Source organism: Variovorax sp. Soil_C_33 (genome assembly GCF_057656935.1).
In genome coordinates, this window is sequence record NZ_JBDGJK010000002.1 from 352109 (window position 1) to 366985 (window position 14877).

16 protein-coding genes are annotated in these 14877 nt (G+C 69.0%); 8 read left to right on the forward strand and 8 right to left on the reverse strand.

All coding sequences use genetic code 11. The features are described from left to right. Positions 1 to 16: 16 nt before the first annotated feature. A complete protein-coding gene (locus AC3A6B_RS04605) occupies positions 17 to 328 on the reverse strand; it encodes a DUF2917 domain-containing protein (protein WP_487835577.1) in 312 nt (103 codons plus the stop codon). Positions 329 to 410: 82 nt separating this feature from the next. Between AC3A6B_RS04605 and AC3A6B_RS04610 the strand changes: the two genes are divergently transcribed. Next, positions 411 to 1343, forward strand: coding sequence for a LysR substrate-binding domain-containing protein (locus AC3A6B_RS04610; protein WP_487835578.1), 933 nt, complete (start codon positions 411 to 413; stop codon positions 1341 to 1343). Positions 1344 to 1346: 3 nt separating this feature from the next. Here AC3A6B_RS04610 and AC3A6B_RS04615 read toward each other — a convergent pair whose 3' ends face one another. After that, the gene (locus AC3A6B_RS04615) at positions 1347 to 1949 is read right to left on the reverse strand and encodes a L,D-transpeptidase (protein ID WP_487835579.1); all 603 of its coding nucleotides are present in this window, start codon (positions 1947 to 1949) and stop codon (positions 1347 to 1349) included. 76 nt (positions 1950 to 2025) lie between these two features. Next, positions 2026 to 2328 carry a proteophosphoglycan ppg4 gene (locus tag AC3A6B_RS04620; RefSeq protein ID WP_487835580.1) on the reverse strand — a complete coding sequence of 101 codons (303 nt, stop codon included), beginning with the start codon at positions 2326 to 2328 and terminating at the stop codon, positions 2026 to 2028. 182 nt (positions 2329 to 2510) lie between these two features. Here AC3A6B_RS04620 and AC3A6B_RS04625 point away from each other — a divergent pair, with 182 nt between their 5' ends. From AC3A6B_RS04625 to AC3A6B_RS04635, 3 genes are all read left to right on the forward strand, one after another. Next, a complete protein-coding gene (locus tag AC3A6B_RS04625; RefSeq protein WP_487835581.1) occupies positions 2511 to 3212 on the forward strand; it encodes a ProQ/FINO family protein in 702 nt (233 codons plus the stop codon). A 286-nt stretch (positions 3213 to 3498) separates the two neighbouring features. Beyond that, the gene (locus tag AC3A6B_RS04630; protein WP_487835582.1) at positions 3499 to 3717 is read left to right on the forward strand and encodes a hypothetical protein; all 219 of its coding nucleotides are present in this window, start codon (positions 3499 to 3501) and stop codon (positions 3715 to 3717) included. Position 3718: 1 nt separating this feature from the next. Beyond that, positions 3719 to 4492, forward strand: coding sequence for a hypothetical protein (locus AC3A6B_RS04635; RefSeq protein WP_487835583.1), 774 nt, complete (start codon positions 3719 to 3721; stop codon positions 4490 to 4492). A gap of 10 nt (positions 4493 to 4502) precedes the next feature. Here AC3A6B_RS04635 and AC3A6B_RS04640 read toward each other — a convergent pair whose 3' ends face one another. After that, a complete protein-coding gene (locus AC3A6B_RS04640; RefSeq protein ID WP_487835584.1) occupies positions 4503 to 6677 on the reverse strand; it encodes a malate synthase G in 2175 nt (724 codons plus the stop codon). Between the two features lie 205 nt (positions 6678 to 6882). Here AC3A6B_RS04640 and hisC point away from each other — a divergent pair, with 205 nt between their 5' ends. Both hisC and AC3A6B_RS04650 read left to right on the forward strand, forming a co-directional pair. Further along, on the forward strand, positions 6883 to 7878 hold the full coding sequence (gene hisC / locus AC3A6B_RS04645; protein WP_487835585.1) for a histidinol-phosphate transaminase: 996 nt from the start codon (positions 6883 to 6885) through the stop codon (positions 7876 to 7878). A gap of 36 nt (positions 7879 to 7914) precedes the next feature. Then, positions 7915 to 8868 (forward strand): Bug family tripartite tricarboxylate transporter substrate binding protein, encoded by a 954-nt coding sequence (locus AC3A6B_RS04650; RefSeq protein ID WP_487835586.1) that lies wholly within the window; start codon positions 7915 to 7917, stop codon positions 8866 to 8868. A gap of 6 nt (positions 8869 to 8874) precedes the next feature. On the opposite strand, the gene AC3A6B_RS04655 is transcribed toward AC3A6B_RS04650, so the two are convergent. Further along, positions 8875 to 9615 (reverse strand): IclR family transcriptional regulator, encoded by a 741-nt coding sequence (locus AC3A6B_RS04655; protein ID WP_487835587.1) that lies wholly within the window; start codon positions 9613 to 9615, stop codon positions 8875 to 8877. A 94-nt stretch (positions 9616 to 9709) separates the two neighbouring features. On the opposite strand from AC3A6B_RS04655, the gene AC3A6B_RS04660 reads away from it, so the two are divergent. Together AC3A6B_RS04660 and AC3A6B_RS04665 are read left to right on the forward strand one after the other, a co-directional pair. Next, positions 9710 to 10642, forward strand: coding sequence for a hydroxymethylglutaryl-CoA lyase (locus AC3A6B_RS04660; protein ID WP_487835588.1), 933 nt, complete (start codon positions 9710 to 9712; stop codon positions 10640 to 10642). Then, positions 10635 to 11828: a CaiB/BaiF CoA transferase family protein gene (locus AC3A6B_RS04665; RefSeq protein WP_487835589.1), complete on the forward strand. Its 1194-nt coding sequence runs from the start codon at positions 10635 to 10637 to the stop codon at positions 11826 to 11828. The genes AC3A6B_RS04660 and AC3A6B_RS04665 overlap by 8 nt, the downstream gene beginning before the upstream one ends. Positions 11829 to 11850: 22 nt before the next feature. On the opposite strand, the gene AC3A6B_RS04670 is transcribed toward AC3A6B_RS04665, so the two are convergent. Genes AC3A6B_RS04670 through AC3A6B_RS04680 form a run of 3 tightly spaced genes read right to left on the reverse strand, consistent with a single transcriptional unit; the run spans position 11851 to position 14787 of the window. Further along, positions 11851 to 12462 carry a rhodanese-like domain-containing protein gene (locus tag AC3A6B_RS04670; RefSeq protein WP_487835590.1) on the reverse strand — a complete coding sequence of 204 codons (612 nt, stop codon included), beginning with the start codon at positions 12460 to 12462 and terminating at the stop codon, positions 11851 to 11853. A gap of 10 nt (positions 12463 to 12472) precedes the next feature. Further along, entirely contained in the window at positions 12473 to 13846 is a 1374-nt protein-coding gene (chrA, locus tag AC3A6B_RS04675; protein ID WP_487835591.1) for a chromate efflux transporter, read from the reverse strand. Continuing rightward, positions 13843 to 14787, reverse strand: a complete 945-nt coding sequence (locus tag AC3A6B_RS04680) for a chromate resistance protein ChrB domain-containing protein (RefSeq protein ID WP_487835592.1) — start codon at positions 14785 to 14787, stop codon at positions 13843 to 13845. The genes chrA and AC3A6B_RS04680 overlap by 4 nt, the downstream gene beginning before the upstream one ends. Between the last annotated feature and the right edge of the window lie 90 nt (positions 14788 to 14877).

Here is a 14877-nt window from a genome sequence, read left to right on the forward strand (position 1 = left end):
GCCGGGGCCCCGGTGGTCAAGCCGGGGACATCCCGTGGGGCCTGAGTCGCCAAGGCGACCGCTGGTCGCGCGCATGCACCGGCAACGCTGCCGGCCGCGAGCCCGAGACGGTGATGCACGACGGCTCCAGTGCCGACACCAGCATGCGCCGGTGCGAATCGCCTTCGAAGCGCTCGCCGGGCTCCAGCACCACATCGCGCGGATCGTTGTCGAGCGTGACCCAGACGGTGCCGCTGCGGCACTCGATGCCGACGCCGGCCGCGTCGGGCAGGGTGAAGATGGCGCGCTTCGCCAGGCTCAGGTGGAAGCGGCTGGTGTCGGTTGTCATGGGGGACTCCTTTGCATTCGGTATGAGAATGAATATAGTGAGTGAGCCCGCGTAAGTCACACGGTAATCCGGAACTCATTGCATGCGTGTTGAGAATGCGAAACTCTTCTCCGCCGCGGCCGACCTGCCGCCCCTGGAGCTGCTGCGCAGCTTCGAGGCGGCGGCGCGCACGTTGAGCTTCACCCAGGCGGCCAGTGAGCTCTTTCTCACCCAGTCGGCCGTCAGCCGGCAGATTCAGCAACTCGAAGCCAGCCTCGGCGTACTGCTGTTCGAGCGCCGTCATCGCGCGCTCGCGCTGACCGAGGCCGGCGGCGTATTGCAGCGCGCGGTGGTCGAAAGCCTGGAGCGGCTGCGCGACGCCACCGCGCGTCTGCGCGCCGCGCCGGCGCCGCGCCAGGTCGCGATCACCTGCACGCCGGGCTTCGCGTCCTTCTGGCTCATCCCGCGGCTGGCGCGCTTCACGGCCGACCATCCGCTGGTCGACGTGCGGCTGTCGGCCACGCTCGAGGTGCTCGACCTCGAGCGCAGCCGCATCGACCTGGCAGTGCGCTTCGTGCCGATCGAACGCGGCACCGGGCCGGCGTTGTTCCTGGAGTCGGTCATGCCGCTGTGCGCGCCGCAGGTCGCGGCGCTGCTGCGCGTGCCGGACGACCTGGCCGACCAGACCCTGCTGACCATCGAGATGCCGAAGCACAGCGAGGCGCCCACCGTCGACTGGGAGCCCTGGTTCGAACTGATGGGACTCACCGAACTGCGCATGAAGAACACCATGCGCTTCACCCAGTACACCGACGCGGTGGCGGCCGCCGTGGCCGGACAGGGCGTGGTGATCGGCCGCCTGCCGCTCTTGCGCGAGCTGGTGCAGAGCGGTCAGCTGGTGGCGCCCTTCAGCGAAGGCGCGGCCTCGCGGCGCGCCTACTTCATCGAGAGCTCGCGCCGCGCGGCCGGCAATGCCGATGCGCAGGACTTCGTGCGCTGGCTGCGCGCCGAGGCCGAGGCGGCGCAGCGCGCCTGAGCTTCAGCGCGCATCGGCCGCGAAGCTGAACAGTTCGGTGGCGGATGCGGTCTCGGGCAGCACGTAGACCATGCCGCGCGAAGTCCCCAGCGCAGGCTTCACATGCGCATCGTAGAAATCGGCCGGCACGTTGATGCAGCCATAGGAAATGCGGTTGTCGTCGACGGTGGCGGAAGCCAGCCGTTCGAGGCGGCGTTCGGACTTGTCGTTGGCGCGCACCCGGTGCATCGATACGGCCGCGCCATAGTCGACCCAGACGATGTCCTCGCCCTGCATGTTGCGCCCGGGCTCGGAGAGGAAGCGGCCGGCCGGTGTGGTGCGCTCCTCGGGCCGGATCTCCGACATCTTGCGTTCGCCGATGCCCGGCACCGAGCGATCGCCGCGCGCCAGGCCCAGCAGCACCGGCGCGTCGCCGCGCAGGCGGCCGTCGGCATCGAACACGAACACCCTCGCGTTGCGCTTGTCCACGATCGCGAACGGGCGCTGGGCGCTGTCGCCCGTGGCCACCGCGCGCTGCGCGAACTGCGCGATCTCCGCGGGCGCATCTGCTGCGACGGTCGCCGAGCAGGCCGCCAGGCAAAGGACGAAAGAGATGAAGCGCTTCAATGCATCGACTCCGAATCAACTGAAAAAGCCGGGCGTGCAGCCCGGCTCATGGCTAAAGATGCTATCTCACAGCGCCTCAGTTGCGGTCCGCGCGCGGCGGAGACATCGGCGCCGGCGTCGTGGTGTCGGTGCTCGGCGCAGGCATGGCTGCAGGTGCCTGGCTTTGGCTCGGAGGTGTGGTGGTCGTGCCCGGGCTTGTGGGCGTCTGGGCTTGCGCCACGGAGGTGCCGGTCGAACCCATCGGGCCGCCCGCGGGGCTTTGCTGGCCGGCTGCGGTGGCCGGGTTGGGCGATGCGGTCGTCGGTGGCGTGGCTTGCGCGAAGGCAAAGCCGCTGGCGCCTAGCGCGAGGACGGCGAGAAGATGCTTGCGTGCGTTCATCTGATTGCTCCTTGAGGACAGACTGAGGGTTCGATTGGAATGCGCCGGCCCGAATGACCAGCTGCGTTCAACTTAGGCGCCACGCGTGCATGCGGCGGGTCGGCACCCGACGCGCAGTCCTGTAGGAAGGAGACCACGCGGCATTACAGTCCGGGGCAACCAATTCGAGAGAAAAGTTTTTGATGACCGACACCGCTCCCGCACCGACCGCCGCCAAGAAGGAGGGCAAGCGCCCTCGCCGCAAGACCCAGCCCCAGGACGCCAAGGGGGGCAAAGCGCCGCCGCGCGCGCGCAAGGTGAACCCCGTGCTCGAACGCCTGTTCGAGCTCTACCCGAAGATGTTCGGCGCGCGTTTCCTGCCGCTCAAGCTCGGCGTGTTCCAGGACCTGCTGGCGCTGCACCCCGACGAATTCAAGAAAGAGGACCTGAAGATCGCGCTCGGCCTCCATGCGCGCTCCACCCGCTACCTCGAGGCCGTGGCCGCGGGCGAGAAGCGCCATGACCTGAATGGCGTGCCGGTGGAAGACGTCGCGCCCGAGCATGTGCACCACGCCATCCTCGAGGTGTTCCGCCGGCGCCAGGCACGCACGGCCGACGACTTGCGGCCCCAGCTGCGCGCGCGGCTGGTCGAAGCCATCGAGGCCTCGGGCCTCTCGCGCGAGGAATACATGCTCGTCGTGCGCACGAACGACGAGGCATCGAACGCCGTGCTCGACGAGGCCTTCGCCGACTGGGGCGCGCGCACCGCCAAGCGCGAGGCGTTGCTGAGGGCTTTCGAAGCCAGCGGGCGCAGCGTGGCGGAGTTCGCGGAGATGTACGGGATGGATCCGGCCGAGGTAGGACGGACGCTGGAGCGCGCGCGGGCGCGCACGCAGTCCGAGTAGCACACGAACGCAAGCGCCGTCGTCTTCGCGCCACAACCACCGGCTCTGCGCTTGCAGGCGGTGGTCGGTCTCGCCACAATCCGCGCTTCGTTTCAGCAAGCGTTTGCTGTGCGTCCGGTGACGATCAACCTCCCTGACGAGCTTTACTTTCCATGAACCGTTTTCTGAACTCCTGACCCGCACTCCGACCGCCCCGGCCGGACGTGCATTACGTCCCGCCGCGGCCCGTCGACACAACGGCCCCGGCGCAGCCATCTGCCGGGGCTTTGTTTTTTGGAGTGCGGATATGAGTTCGCGACGCAAGGCGCGTGACGACGACAAACGTCTCGCCCGTTTTTACTTCCCGCTGCCGGCCGCGCCGGCGCCGCGCAACCCCGTGGTTGCCGCGATGGCGCATCGCGCGTCGAGCCAGGGTGCAGGCCGCCACCTGCGCAGCCGAGGCGCCGAACGGCGCGCGCAACGCGTGGCCTTGCAAAAAGCCGTGCGATGGATCGAGGAGCCTTGAGATGCGCGAGGACATGGACAAGGTCATCGTCGAGCGCCCGCGGCGCGGCGGCGGCGTGCAGGGCGACGGGCGCATCTGGCGCAACAGCCGGGATCGCGGCGCGCACCTGGGCATGCAGCGCGGGTACGCGCACCCCAAGGGCTTCAACGAGAACCTCGCGCCGCTCAAGCGCTGGTTGCACAAGCAGGTGCATCGGCCGTGGGACGCGGTGTATTCCGAGCTGTGCAGGGGCATCGATCGTCGCAACACAGTGCAGGCCCACATCCATCAACACATCGACCAGTTCGTCGCACGCGAGACGCGATGGATCGACGGCGTGGTGATGGTCTGGCGCAACTGGCCCGGGCCTTCGTCATGGGTCCCGGTGCGCGAGCATTCGTACACCGAACTGTTCGTCCACCCCGTCACCGGCGTGCTGCTGCCGAATCGGGGCCAGCACCAGGCGCGGCAGCAGGAACGGGCGCGGCGGGCACAGCGGCGCACGGACCAGCCGTATGCCGACTACCACGTGATCGACAGCGTCACGCAGTGGCATCGGGTCGATGGCTGCTGGTTCGAGGTGAAACTCGCGCCGCTGCCGCCCGGCACGGGCGCGACGTCCGCGCGCTATGACGTGCTGCGCCGCTGCAAGGTGACCCGCGCGCACGCGCAGCAGCCGCCGGCGCCTGGCGTGCCGGCGACACGCGCCATGTATGGGCAGGACGGCGTCTACGCGCTCGCCAAGCGGCAGCTCAGCCGCCGGGAGGTGCAGTCGCGCCTGGCCGGCCGCGCCTGAAGATTCGGCGTCAGGCCTCGCCCTTCACCTTCAACCGCCACGCATGCAGCAGCGGCTCGGTGTAGCCGCTCGGCTGCTCGATCCCCTTGAACACCAGCTCCTGCGCCGCCTTGTACGCGGCCGAGGTCGCGAAGTTGCCGGCCATGTTCTGGTAGAGCGGGTCGCCGGCGTTCTGCTGGTCGACCACCGCGGCCATGCGCTGGAAGGTGGCGTCGACCTGCGCTTTGGTCACCACGCCATGCAGCAGCCAGTTGGCGATGTGCTGGCTCGAGATGCGCAGCGTGGCGCGGTCTTCCATCAGGCCGATGTTGTGGATGTCGGGCACCTTGGAGCAGCCCACGCCCTGGTCGATCCAGCGCACCACGTAGCCCAGGATGCCCTGCACGTTGTTGTCGAGCTCCTGCTGGCGCTCTTCGGCGGTCCACTTCGCTTCGGGCGCCACCGGCACCTTGAGCAGGTCGCCCAGGATGTTGTCGCGCTCGGCATTGGCGTCGATCTTCTCCAGCTCCTTCTGGACATCCGCCACGCTCACCTGGTGGTAGTGCAGCGCATGCAGCGTGGCGGCGGTGGGCGAGGGCACCCAGGCGGTGTTGGCGCCGGCCTTCGGATGGCCGATCTTCTGTTCGAGCATCGCGGCCATCAGATCGGGCATGGCCCACATGCCCTTGCCGATCTGCGCCTTGCCGCGCAGGCCGCACGCGAGGCCCACCAGCACGTTGTTCTTCTCGTAGGCCTGGATCCAGGGCGTGGTCTTCATGTCGCCCTTGCGCAGCATCGGCCCCGCGTGCATCGAGGTGTGCATCTCGTCGCCGGTGCGGTCGAGGAAGCCGGTGTTGATGAAGGCCACGCGCGCGGCCGCCTCGGCGATGCAGGCCTTGAGGTTGACGCTGGTGCGGCGCTCCTCGTCCATGATGCCGAGCTTCACGGTGTTGGCCGGCAGGCCCAGCATGGCTTCGACGCGGCCGAAGAGCTCGCTCGCGAAGGCCACCTCGGCCGGGCCGTGCATCTTGGGCTTCACGATGTAGACGGAGCCGGTGCGCGAATTGCCCTTGCGCTTCAGGTCGACGGTGGCGATGGTGGTGGTGATCACCGCGTCCATGATTCCTTCCGGAATCTCCTTGCCGCCGCCGTAGAGGATGGCCGGGTTGGTCATCAGGTGGCCCACGTTGCGCACGAACATCAGCGAGCGGCCGTGCAGCTTCACCGGCCGGCCGTCGGCGCCGGTGTATTCGCGGTCGGGGTTCAGGCCGCGCGTGAAGGTCTTGCCGCCCTTGGCAACTTCCTCGGTCAGCGTGCCCTGCAGGATGCCGAGCCAGTTCGAATAGGCGAGCACCTTGTCGGCGGCATCGACCACGGCCACCGAGTCCTCGAGGTCGAGGATGGTGGAGAGCGCGGCCTCGAGCACCACGTCGCTGATGCCGGCGGGGTCGGTCTTGCCGATCGCGGTCGTGCGGTCGATCTGGATGTCGACATGGATGCCGTTGTGCTTGATGATCACCGACTTCGGCGCCGCCGCATCGCCCTGGTAGCCGACGAACTGCGCCGGGTCCGCGAGGTGGGTGCTGCTGCTTTGCAGCGCGACCACGAGCTGGCCGTCCTTGACCGAGTAGCCGGTCGCGTTCTTGTGCGAGCCGTTTGCGAGCGGGGCTGCCTGGTCGAGCACGCCGCGCGCGTACGCGATCACCTTGGCGCCGCGCGCCGGGTTGTAGCCCTTGCCCTTCTCGGCGCCGCCGGTCTCGGGGATCGCGTCGGTGCCGTAGAGCGCGTCGTACAGCGAGCCCCAGCGTGCATTGGCGGCGTTGAGCGCGTAGCGCGCATTGAGGATGGGCACCACCAACTGCGGGCCGGCCTGCTGTGCCAGTTCGGCATCGACGTTGGCGGTGGTGGTCTGCACGTCCCTGGGTTGCGGCAGCAGGTAGCCGATCTTTTCGAGGAAGGCGCGGTACGCCGGCATGTCGGCGATCGGGCCGGGGTGGGCCTTGTGCCAGGCGTCCATTTCGGCCTGCAGCCGGTCGCGTTCGGCCAAGAGCGCGATGTTCTTCGGCGCGAGCTCGTTGACGATCGCGTCGAAGCCCTTCCAGAAGGTCTCGCTGGCCACGCCGGTGGCGGGCAGCACCTGGTCTTCGATGAAGCGATGGAGCTCGTCGGCGACCTGGAGGCCGTGGACGGTGGTGCGGGCGGTCATGGTTCTTTACTCCTTGAAATCGAATGCAGTCGACGACTTTATTCGATACCTCGTTGATCAGTAAGAGCCGAAGGTGGGTTTTATCAATGACCAAATTGAAGGTAATCGTGACCCGCCGAGGCTTCAGCTCAAAGGGTAGGCCCTGATAGGAGCGATGTACATGCCTCGGATAATTTAACTTCTTAAATAATTGCGATCCGCCGCGATGATCCTGCTGGCCTCCAATGAAAACCCGCTCGGCATGCCCGAGTCGGCGCGCCGCGCCGCCGCCGCAGCGCTGGAAGGCGCAGGCAACTATCCCGACAGCAACGGCACCGCGCTCAAGCATGCGCTGGCGGCGCGGCTGGACGTGCCGATGGACTGGCTGACGCTGGGCAGCGGCTCGAGCGAGATCCTCGAGCTGGCGGCGCAGGTGAGCGTCCGGCCCGGCGAAGGCGTCGTCTATTCGCAGTACGGTTTCATCGTCTATGCGCAGGCTGCCGCGCACGCGCATGCGCGCAGCACCGTGGTGCCGGCGCAGGATTTCGGCCACGACCTCGCTGCCATGCGGGCAGCCATCGTCGAAGACACGCGGCTGGTTTTCGTGGCGAATCCGAACAATCCCACCGGCACCTTCATCGAAGCGGGCCCGCTGCTCGAATTTCTGCAGTCGGTGCCGGCGCACGTCACGGTGCTGCTCGACGAAGCCTACACCGAGTACCTCGCGCCGGCGCAGCGCTACGAAAGCATCGGCTGGGTGCGGCACTTCCCCAACCTGATCGTGGCGCGCACCTTCTCCAAGGCCTACGGGCTGGCCGGGCTGCGCATCGGCTACGGCGTCGCGCAGCCGGCGCTGGCAGCGCGCCTGAACGCACAGCGGCCGCGCTTCAACGTGAGCACGCCGGCCCAGGCCGCGGCGGCAGCGGCGCTGGCCGACCAGACCTTTCTCGCGCGCAGCTACCAGCTCAACACCATCGGGCGGGCACAACTCGCGAACGGGCTGCACGAGCTCAGGCTGGCGTCTGTGCCTTCATCGGGCAACTTCCTCATGGTGCAGGTCGGCGAGGGCCGCACCGTGCACGCGCGCCTGCTGGCCGCCGGCATCGAGGTCTCGCTGCTCGACAACTACGGCCTGCCGCATTGGCTGCGCATCACGGTTGGCCTGGCCGAGCAGAACGAGGCCGTGCTGGCCGCGCTGCGCGACAACGCGCCGGCGCGCTGATCCCCGCGAAGATCGAACGACCCGAGGAGACTCCCGATGAAACGCCGTCATTTCGCAGCGCTGGCCACCGTCGCGCTGGCCGCACCTCTGGCCCTGGCGCAGGACCGAAGCACCCGCATCCTGGTCGGCTTTCCGCCGGGTGGATCGGCCGACGTGGTGGCGCGCCTCCTGGCCGACAGGATGCGGGTCTCGCTCGGCCACAACGTCATCGTCGACAACAAGCCAGGCGCCGGCGGCCGCCTGGCCCTGGCCGAAGTCAAGCGCGCCGCGCCGGACGGCAGCACGCTGATCTTCTCGCCCAGCGGCGCGCTGGTGATCCACCCGTGGCTCTACCAGAACCTGGGTTACGACACGGTGAAGGACTTCACCCCGATCTCGCTCGCGAGCACCTTCGACTTCGCCGTCACCGCCGGACCCGGCGCGCCGCCGGGCGACCTGAAGACGGTGCTGGCCTGGATGAAGGCCAATCCCGGCAAGGCCAACTACGGCACCTCGGGCGCGGGCACGGTGCCGCATTTCGCCGGTCTGCTGCTCTCGCAGGCGGCCGGCGTGCCGATGACGCACGTGGCCTACCGCGGCGGCGCGCCGGCCGCGCAGGACCTGATCGGCGGCCAGGTGCCGTTGATGGTCGACACGGCCGTGGAAACCATCGAGCACCACCGCGCCGGCAAGGTGCGCATCCTGGCCGTCACCGGCGCGCAACGCAGCAGGGCGCTGCCGGATGTTCCCACGCTCAAGGAGTCCGGCATCGACATCACGGCCGATGCCTTCTTCGGGCTCTACGGCCCGCCCGGCATGGCGCCGGAGCTGGTGCAGCGCATCGATCGCGCGGCGGCCGACGCATTGCGCTCGCCCGAGATCCAGGAGCGCATCTACAACCTGGGCCTGGTGCCGGCGCATGCCGGCCCGGCGGAGTTGGCGGCGATCCAGGCGGCGCACCTGAAGCGCTGGGAAGCGCCGATCAAGGCTTCCGGCTTCAAGGCCGAGTGACTGAAATCAGACCTGGCCGCTGAGCTGCTGCGCGGCGGCGCGCACCGGCTCGATGTGCCGCTCGTCATAGCGATGCGCCGGCATGGTCAGCGTGAGCGCCGCGGCCAGGCGGCCGTCGGCATGGAACACCGGCGCCGAGATGCCACCCAATTCGGCCGACCGGTCGCCGACCATCGCGCAGTAGCCCTGCGCGCGGATCGCGTCGTAGAGCTTGCGCTCCTTGGGGCCGCGCGGACGCTCGGCCTCGGGGCCGAAGGCGATCAGGATGCGCGCGCCGACGCCGCGGTCGTTGGGCAGCAGGTCGCCGGCGCGCACGTGGTCGCGCACGACGTGCGATGAATCGACGCGATAGAGGCACAGGCGCACCCAGCTGTCGCCCTGCTCCTGGCGCACGTGGTAGGCCGCGCTTTCGCCGGTGGCCGCGACCAGCTCGCGCAGCACCGGCGGCACGATGCGGTCGAGCGAGAGCGAGGCCGCGTAGAGACCGTGCAGCCGCGCGATTTCCGCGCCCAGCGCATAGCGGCCGTCTTCCTGCCGGCGGATCAAGCGCGCATGCTCGAGCGAAGCGAGCAGGCGCAGCACCGTGCTCTTGTAGAGCTGCGTGCGTTCGGCGAACTGCGCCAGGTTCAGCGCCTCGTCGCCGGGCTGGAAGCACGAGAGCAGGCTCAGGGCGCGATCGACCGCGGCCGCGCCGCCGGGGGCGGCGTTGAGGTCGGAGAGCGATTCGGTCTGGGCTTTGCGGGGCATGGCTTCGGCTTGACAGTGCTGGGGCTGGTGCAGTCTAATTCTGTAAAACAGAATCTAGTTCTGTTAGATAGAACTGTCAAGGAGACAACGCCCGATGACAAGCTCCGATGTCCTCATCAGCGAGGTCGGCCCGCGCGACGGCCTGCAATCCGTCAAGGCGACGATGCCCACGGCGGACAAACTGCGCTGGATCGATGCCCTCTACGCCGCCGGCGTGCGCGAGATCGAGGTCGCCTCCTTCGTGCCGGCCCGCCTGCTGCCGCAGATGGCCGATGCCGCCGAGGTGGTGCGCCATGCCGTCACGCTGCCCGGCCTCACGGTGATGGCGCTGGTGCCCAATCGCCGCGGTGCCGAAGCCGCGCTCGCGGCCGGCGTGCACAAGCTCACGATGCCGGTGTCGGCCAGTGCCGCGCACTCGCTGGCCAATGTGCGCAAGACGCGCGAGGAGATGGTCGAGGAGGTGCGCGCCATCGCCGAGCTGCGCCGCGAGATCGCGCCGCAAGTCAAGCTCGAGGCCGGCATCTCGACCGCCTTCGGCTGCACCCTGCAGGGCGAGGTGCCGGAGGACGAAGTCATCTGGCTCGCTGCGCAATGCATCGCCGCCGGCGCCGACGAGTCGGGCCTCTCCGACACGGTCGGCTATGCCAATCCGGCGCAGGTGCGCCGCCTCTTCAGGCGCCTGCGTGCCGAACTCGGCAACAAGGCCGGCGCCGCCCACTTGCACAACACGCGCGGCCTGGGCCTCGCCAACTGCCTGGCGGCGTATGAAGAAGGCGTGCGCACCTTCGACGCCTCGCTCGGCGGCCTGGGCGGCTGCCCCTACGCGCCCGGCGCATCCGGCAACGTCGTCACCGAAGACCTGGTCTTCATGTTCGAGGCCATGGGCGTCGCCACCGGCATCGACATCGAAAAACTCATCGCGGCGCGCGCGCCGCTCATGGCCGGCCTGCCGGGCGAGCCGGTCTACGGCATGACGCCCGAGGCCGGCCTGCCCAAGGGCTTCATCCAAGGAAAAGCACATGTCTGACACCTCCGCTCCCCTGCCGTACGAAGGCGTCCGCGTCGTCGAATTCACCCACATGGTGATGGGCCCGACCTGCGGCATGCTGCTGGCCGATCTCGGCGCCGAGGTCATCAAGGTCGAGCCGATCGAAGGCGACGCCACGCGGCGACTGCTGGGTTCCGGCGCTGGCTTCTTCCCGACCTTCAACCGCAACAAGAAGAGCATCGCGCTCGACCTGAAGAAGCCCGAGGGCGTGGAGGCCGCGCTGCGCCTCGTCGCCACCGCCGACATCGTGAGCGAGAACTTCAAGCCCGGCACGATGAAGAAGCTGGGGCTGGACTACGAGAGCCTGAGGCAGCTCAATCCGCGCCTCATCTACGTGAGCCACAAGGGCTTCCTGCCCGGCCCCTACGACCATCGCACCGCGCTCGACGAGGTGGTGCAGATGATGGGCGGCCTGGCCTACATGACCGGCCGCATCGGCGACCCGCTGCGCGCCGGCACCAGCGTCAACGACATCATGGGCGGCATGTTCGGCGCCATCGGCGCGATGGCGGCGCTGCGCCAGCGCGAGCAGACCGGCCGCGGCTGCGAGGTGCAGTCGGCGCTGTTCGAGAACAACATCTTCCTGGTCGCGCAGCACATGATGCAGTTCGCGGCCACCGGCCGCGCGGCCGACCCGATGCCCAGCCGCATCTCGGCCTGGGCCGTGTACGACGTCTTCACGGTCAAGGATGGCGAGCAGATCTTCCTGGCTGCCGTCAGCGACAAGCAATGGACCATCTTCTGCAAGGCCTTCGGCCTGGAGGAGATGCTGGCCGATCCGCGCCTCGCGACCAACAACGACCGCGTGCTCGCGCGCGACTGGATGATGCCGATGCTGCGCTCGCACCTGGCCGGCTTCAGCGCCGCCGAGCTCTCCGCCGTGTTCGAGAAGAACGAGCTGCCCTTCGCGCCCATCACCAAGCCGCAGGAGCTGTTCGACGATCCGCACTTGAACGCCACCGGCGGCCTGGCGCCGATCCGCATGAACGACGGCAGCACCTCGAAGGTGCCGCTGATGCCCTTCACGCTCGGCGGCGAACGCCCCGGCATACGCATCCAGCCGCCGCTGCTGGGCGAGCACACGAGCGTGCTGCTAAAAGAGGTCGGCTACAGCGATGCGCAGATCGCCGAACTGAAGACGCGCAACATTACGACAGGAGACTGAATCAGCTGTTCTCCCACCGGCCCTAGCCGGTGTCCGTCTTGACGGCGAGGGGCAACCCGGCGCCCTGCCAGCCGTCGATGCCGCCGCGCAGAAAGCGTGCCTTCAGGCCCGCCGCGCGCAGGCGCATCGCGGTCGAACGCCCGACCTCGTGGCCGTAGACGCAGTAGACGACCACCTCGCGACCGGCGGGCAGTTCGCCGGCCCAACGGCCGACATCGGCCGGGTCGCACCAACGGGCGCCGGGAATCATCGATGCCGCCTGTTCGAACACGCCGACGCGACGCACGTCGAGCAGCAAGGCGTCCGCGACCTCGTCCTGGCTCGCGCCGAAGGGCTCGCTCGCCGCATGCACGGCCTCCTGGTAAGGCTCGTACACCGGATTCCAGTCGATGGCGGTGATGAATGCTCCGATGTCTTCCTGCTTGTCGACGGCCAGAATTGGTATGCCGCCGCCGCCGGGCGCCTGCCGATTGACGAGCGTGCCCTCGTGCGGCTGAAACATCAGCAGCACGGAGCCCGATGCGTCACCGGGCGTTTTCGCCAATGCGATGAACTCCTCGCGCCAACGCTCGACGCTGCCGAAGTTGGCGGCCAGGGCCAGCGCCATCGGCGGGGGCAGGACGGATGCATCCATGGAACTCTCCTCAGGGGAAAAGCAGGGGCCGGCCCAAGGTGACGGCGAGCCCGGCCAGCGCGCAGGCGCCGAGCAGCGGCATCACGCCGACCTTGAAGCGGAACAGCGCGATGGCTGCGGCCGCGACGACGAGGGCGGAGACGAGGTCGAAGCGGCCGCTGAAGCCCTGCGGCCACAGCACGTGATAGGCGAAGAACAGCGCCAGGTTCAGGATCACGCCGACCACTGCCGCGGTGATCGCGGACAGCGGCGCGGTGAAGCCCAGTTTGCCGTGGGTCGATTCGACCAGCGGCCCGCCCGCCAGGATGAAGACGAAGGAGGGCAGGAAGGTGAAGAAGGTGACCACCGTCGCGGCCAGCGCGCCGCCGAGGAAGAGCGCATCGGGGCCCAGCACCTGCTTCGCCCAGCCGCCGACGAAGCCGACGAAGGCCACCACCATGATCAGCGGGCCCGGCGTCGTTTCGCCCAGGGCCAGGCCGTCGATCATCTGCGCGCCGCTGAGCCAGTGGTGCTGCTCGACCGCGCCCTGGTAGACATAGGGCAGCACCGCATAGGCGCCGCCGAAGGTCAGCAGCGCCGCCTTGGTGAAGAACCAGCCCATCTGCGTCAGCGTGCCCTCGAGGCCCTGCATGGCGACGAGCGCGCCCATCGCCAGCGTCCACGCGCCCAGCCCGACGGCCAGCAGCTTCGCCAGGTGGCTGCGCGAGAAGCGCGCATGCGCCGGCGTCGGCGTGTCGTCGTCGATCAGCGCCGGTCCGTAGCGCTGCTGCTGGCTGCCGTGGCCGCCGCCGAGCGCGAACACCGCGGGCGCGCGGCGCGCGCCGAAGTGGCCGATCAGCCCGGCCGCCAGGACGATGGCCGGGAAGGGCGTGTCGAAAGCGAAGATGGCCACGAAGGCCGCCGCCGCGATGCCCCACATCCAGGGGTTCTTGAGCGCGCGTGTGCCGATGCGGTGCGCCGCGTGCAGCACCAGCGCCGTCACCGCCGGCTTGATGCCGTAGAAGATGCCGGCCACGACCGGCACCTCGCCGAAGCGCAGGTAGATCCACGACAGCGCGATCAGGATGAAGAGCGAAGGCAGCACGAACAGCGCGCCGGCGACGATGCCGCCCCAGGTGCGGTGCATCAGCCAGCCGATGTAGGTGGCGAGTTGCTGGGCCTCCGGACCGGGCAGCAGCATGCAGTAGTTCAACGCATGCAGAAAGCGCTTCTCGCTGATCCAGCGCCGGCGCTCGACCAGCTCGGCGTGCATGATCGCGATCTGCCCCGCCGGCCCGCCGAAGCTGATGAAGCCGAGCTTGAGCCAGAAGCGGAAGGCCTCGCCGAAGCTGACGGGGTCGGGCGTCGCGATCGCCTCGGCAGTTTTCTCCAAGGTGGCGCTCACGAAGATGCTCCCGGCGCCGCATACAGCGCGTCGAAGACGGCCGCCGCGGCGGCGATCAGCTTGTCGTCCCTGGCGTGCACTTCGCGCAGGCCGCCCAGCACGGCTTCCAGCCCGGCCGCTTCGGGCACGGGGATGCCGCCGACGTCGAGATAGTGCACCGCGCCGGCGACGCGCTGCAGCCTCGGATCGGATTCCAGGCCGAAGCTCGCGGCCATCACTTCGAAGGTGACGCGCGTGCCGACGTGGGTGAAGCGCGCGCCGTCGTAGTCGAAGCCGATGGCGCCGCGCGGCGTGCGAACCGGGGCGCGGGCGTCGTCCAGCCAGACGAACTCGGCCGCCGGGTCGATGAAGCGCCGCACCAGCCAGGCGCAGGCCAGCCGGTCCACCCACGGGCGCGCGCGGGTGGCCCAGCGCTTGCCTTGGAACTTGGCCCGATCCAGCCGCTCGATGCCGTCGTCCGCACGCGGCTGCGGTTCGCCCTTGGAGAACCGGGCGTCGAGCGCGCGCCGCAATGCCAGCAGCTCGGACTCGGCCTGTTCGGCGGCCGGGCCGGGGTAGTAGTCGATGCCGCGCAAGGCCTGCAGCGCGTCGGCCACGCCGCGCAGCCGGCGCCTGGCCTCGGTTTCGGCCAGGCCCTCGAGCTCGAGCTGCAGCGCCGTCGCGGTTTCGCGCCACTGCGCATAGGCCTCGGTGCGATCGAACTGCGCCAGCACCTCGGCGCGCTGGGCCTCGTCGCGCGGCGCGAGCGTCATCACCGACGCCGAGCCGCCGTGCTCGCGCACCTCGGCGGCCAGGGACTCCAGGGCTGGTGCGTGCGCGTCAGGCAGCAGGTAAGCGCCGTCGCGCAGCGCCGCGCAGCCCAGCGCCTTGAGCGCCCGCCAGATGCGCAGGCGCACCGCGTTCGGTTGAGACGGAAGGGTGACGATCAGGATGGCCCACATGATGCGTAGCATACGCTACAAACTATGTAGCATCAATATCACCATGGAAATGCGGATTCGCGGCGCCTGCCGCCCATGCATCATTGGCGC

What these genes read in the sequence shown, in the direction of transcription:
- AC3A6B_RS04655 (WP_487835587.1), bottom strand. Translation starts at nt 9,615, where the DNA reads ATGCCCCGCAAAGCCCAGACCGAATCGCTCTCCGACCTCAACGCCGCC.
- AC3A6B_RS04650 (WP_487835586.1), top strand. Translation starts at nt 7,915, where the DNA reads ATGAAACGCCGTCATTTCGCAGCGCTGGCCACCGTCGCGCTGGCCGCA.
- AC3A6B_RS04610 (WP_487835578.1), top strand. Translation starts at nt 411, where the DNA reads ATGCGTGTTGAGAATGCGAAACTCTTCTCCGCCGCGGCCGACCTGCCG.
- AC3A6B_RS04625 (WP_487835581.1), top strand. Translation starts at nt 2,511, where the DNA reads ATGACCGACACCGCTCCCGCACCGACCGCCGCCAAGAAGGAGGGCAAG.
- AC3A6B_RS04670 (WP_487835590.1), bottom strand. Translation starts at nt 12,462, where the DNA reads ATGGATGCATCCGTCCTGCCCCCGCCGATGGCGCTGGCCCTGGCCGCC.
- AC3A6B_RS04660 (WP_487835588.1), top strand. Translation starts at nt 9,710, where the DNA reads ATGACAAGCTCCGATGTCCTCATCAGCGAGGTCGGCCCGCGCGACGGC.
- AC3A6B_RS04630 (WP_487835582.1), top strand. Translation starts at nt 3,499, where the DNA reads ATGAGTTCGCGACGCAAGGCGCGTGACGACGACAAACGTCTCGCCCGT.
- AC3A6B_RS04605 (WP_487835577.1), bottom strand. Translation starts at nt 328, where the DNA reads ATGACAACCGACACCAGCCGCTTCCACCTGAGCCTGGCGAAGCGCGCC.
- AC3A6B_RS04680 (WP_487835592.1), bottom strand. Translation starts at nt 14,787, where the DNA reads ATGTGGGCCATCCTGATCGTCACCCTTCCGTCTCAACCGAACGCGGTG.
- AC3A6B_RS04620 (WP_487835580.1), bottom strand. Translation starts at nt 2,328, where the DNA reads ATGAACGCACGCAAGCATCTTCTCGCCGTCCTCGCGCTAGGCGCCAGC.
- AC3A6B_RS04635 (WP_487835583.1), top strand. Translation starts at nt 3,719, where the DNA reads ATGCGCGAGGACATGGACAAGGTCATCGTCGAGCGCCCGCGGCGCGGC.
- hisC (WP_487835585.1), top strand. Translation starts at nt 6,883, where the DNA reads ATGATCCTGCTGGCCTCCAATGAAAACCCGCTCGGCATGCCCGAGTCG.
- AC3A6B_RS04665 (WP_487835589.1), top strand. Translation starts at nt 10,635, where the DNA reads ATGTCTGACACCTCCGCTCCCCTGCCGTACGAAGGCGTCCGCGTCGTC.
- AC3A6B_RS04640 (WP_487835584.1), bottom strand. Translation starts at nt 6,677, where the DNA reads ATGACCGCCCGCACCACCGTCCACGGCCTCCAGGTCGCCGACGAGCTC.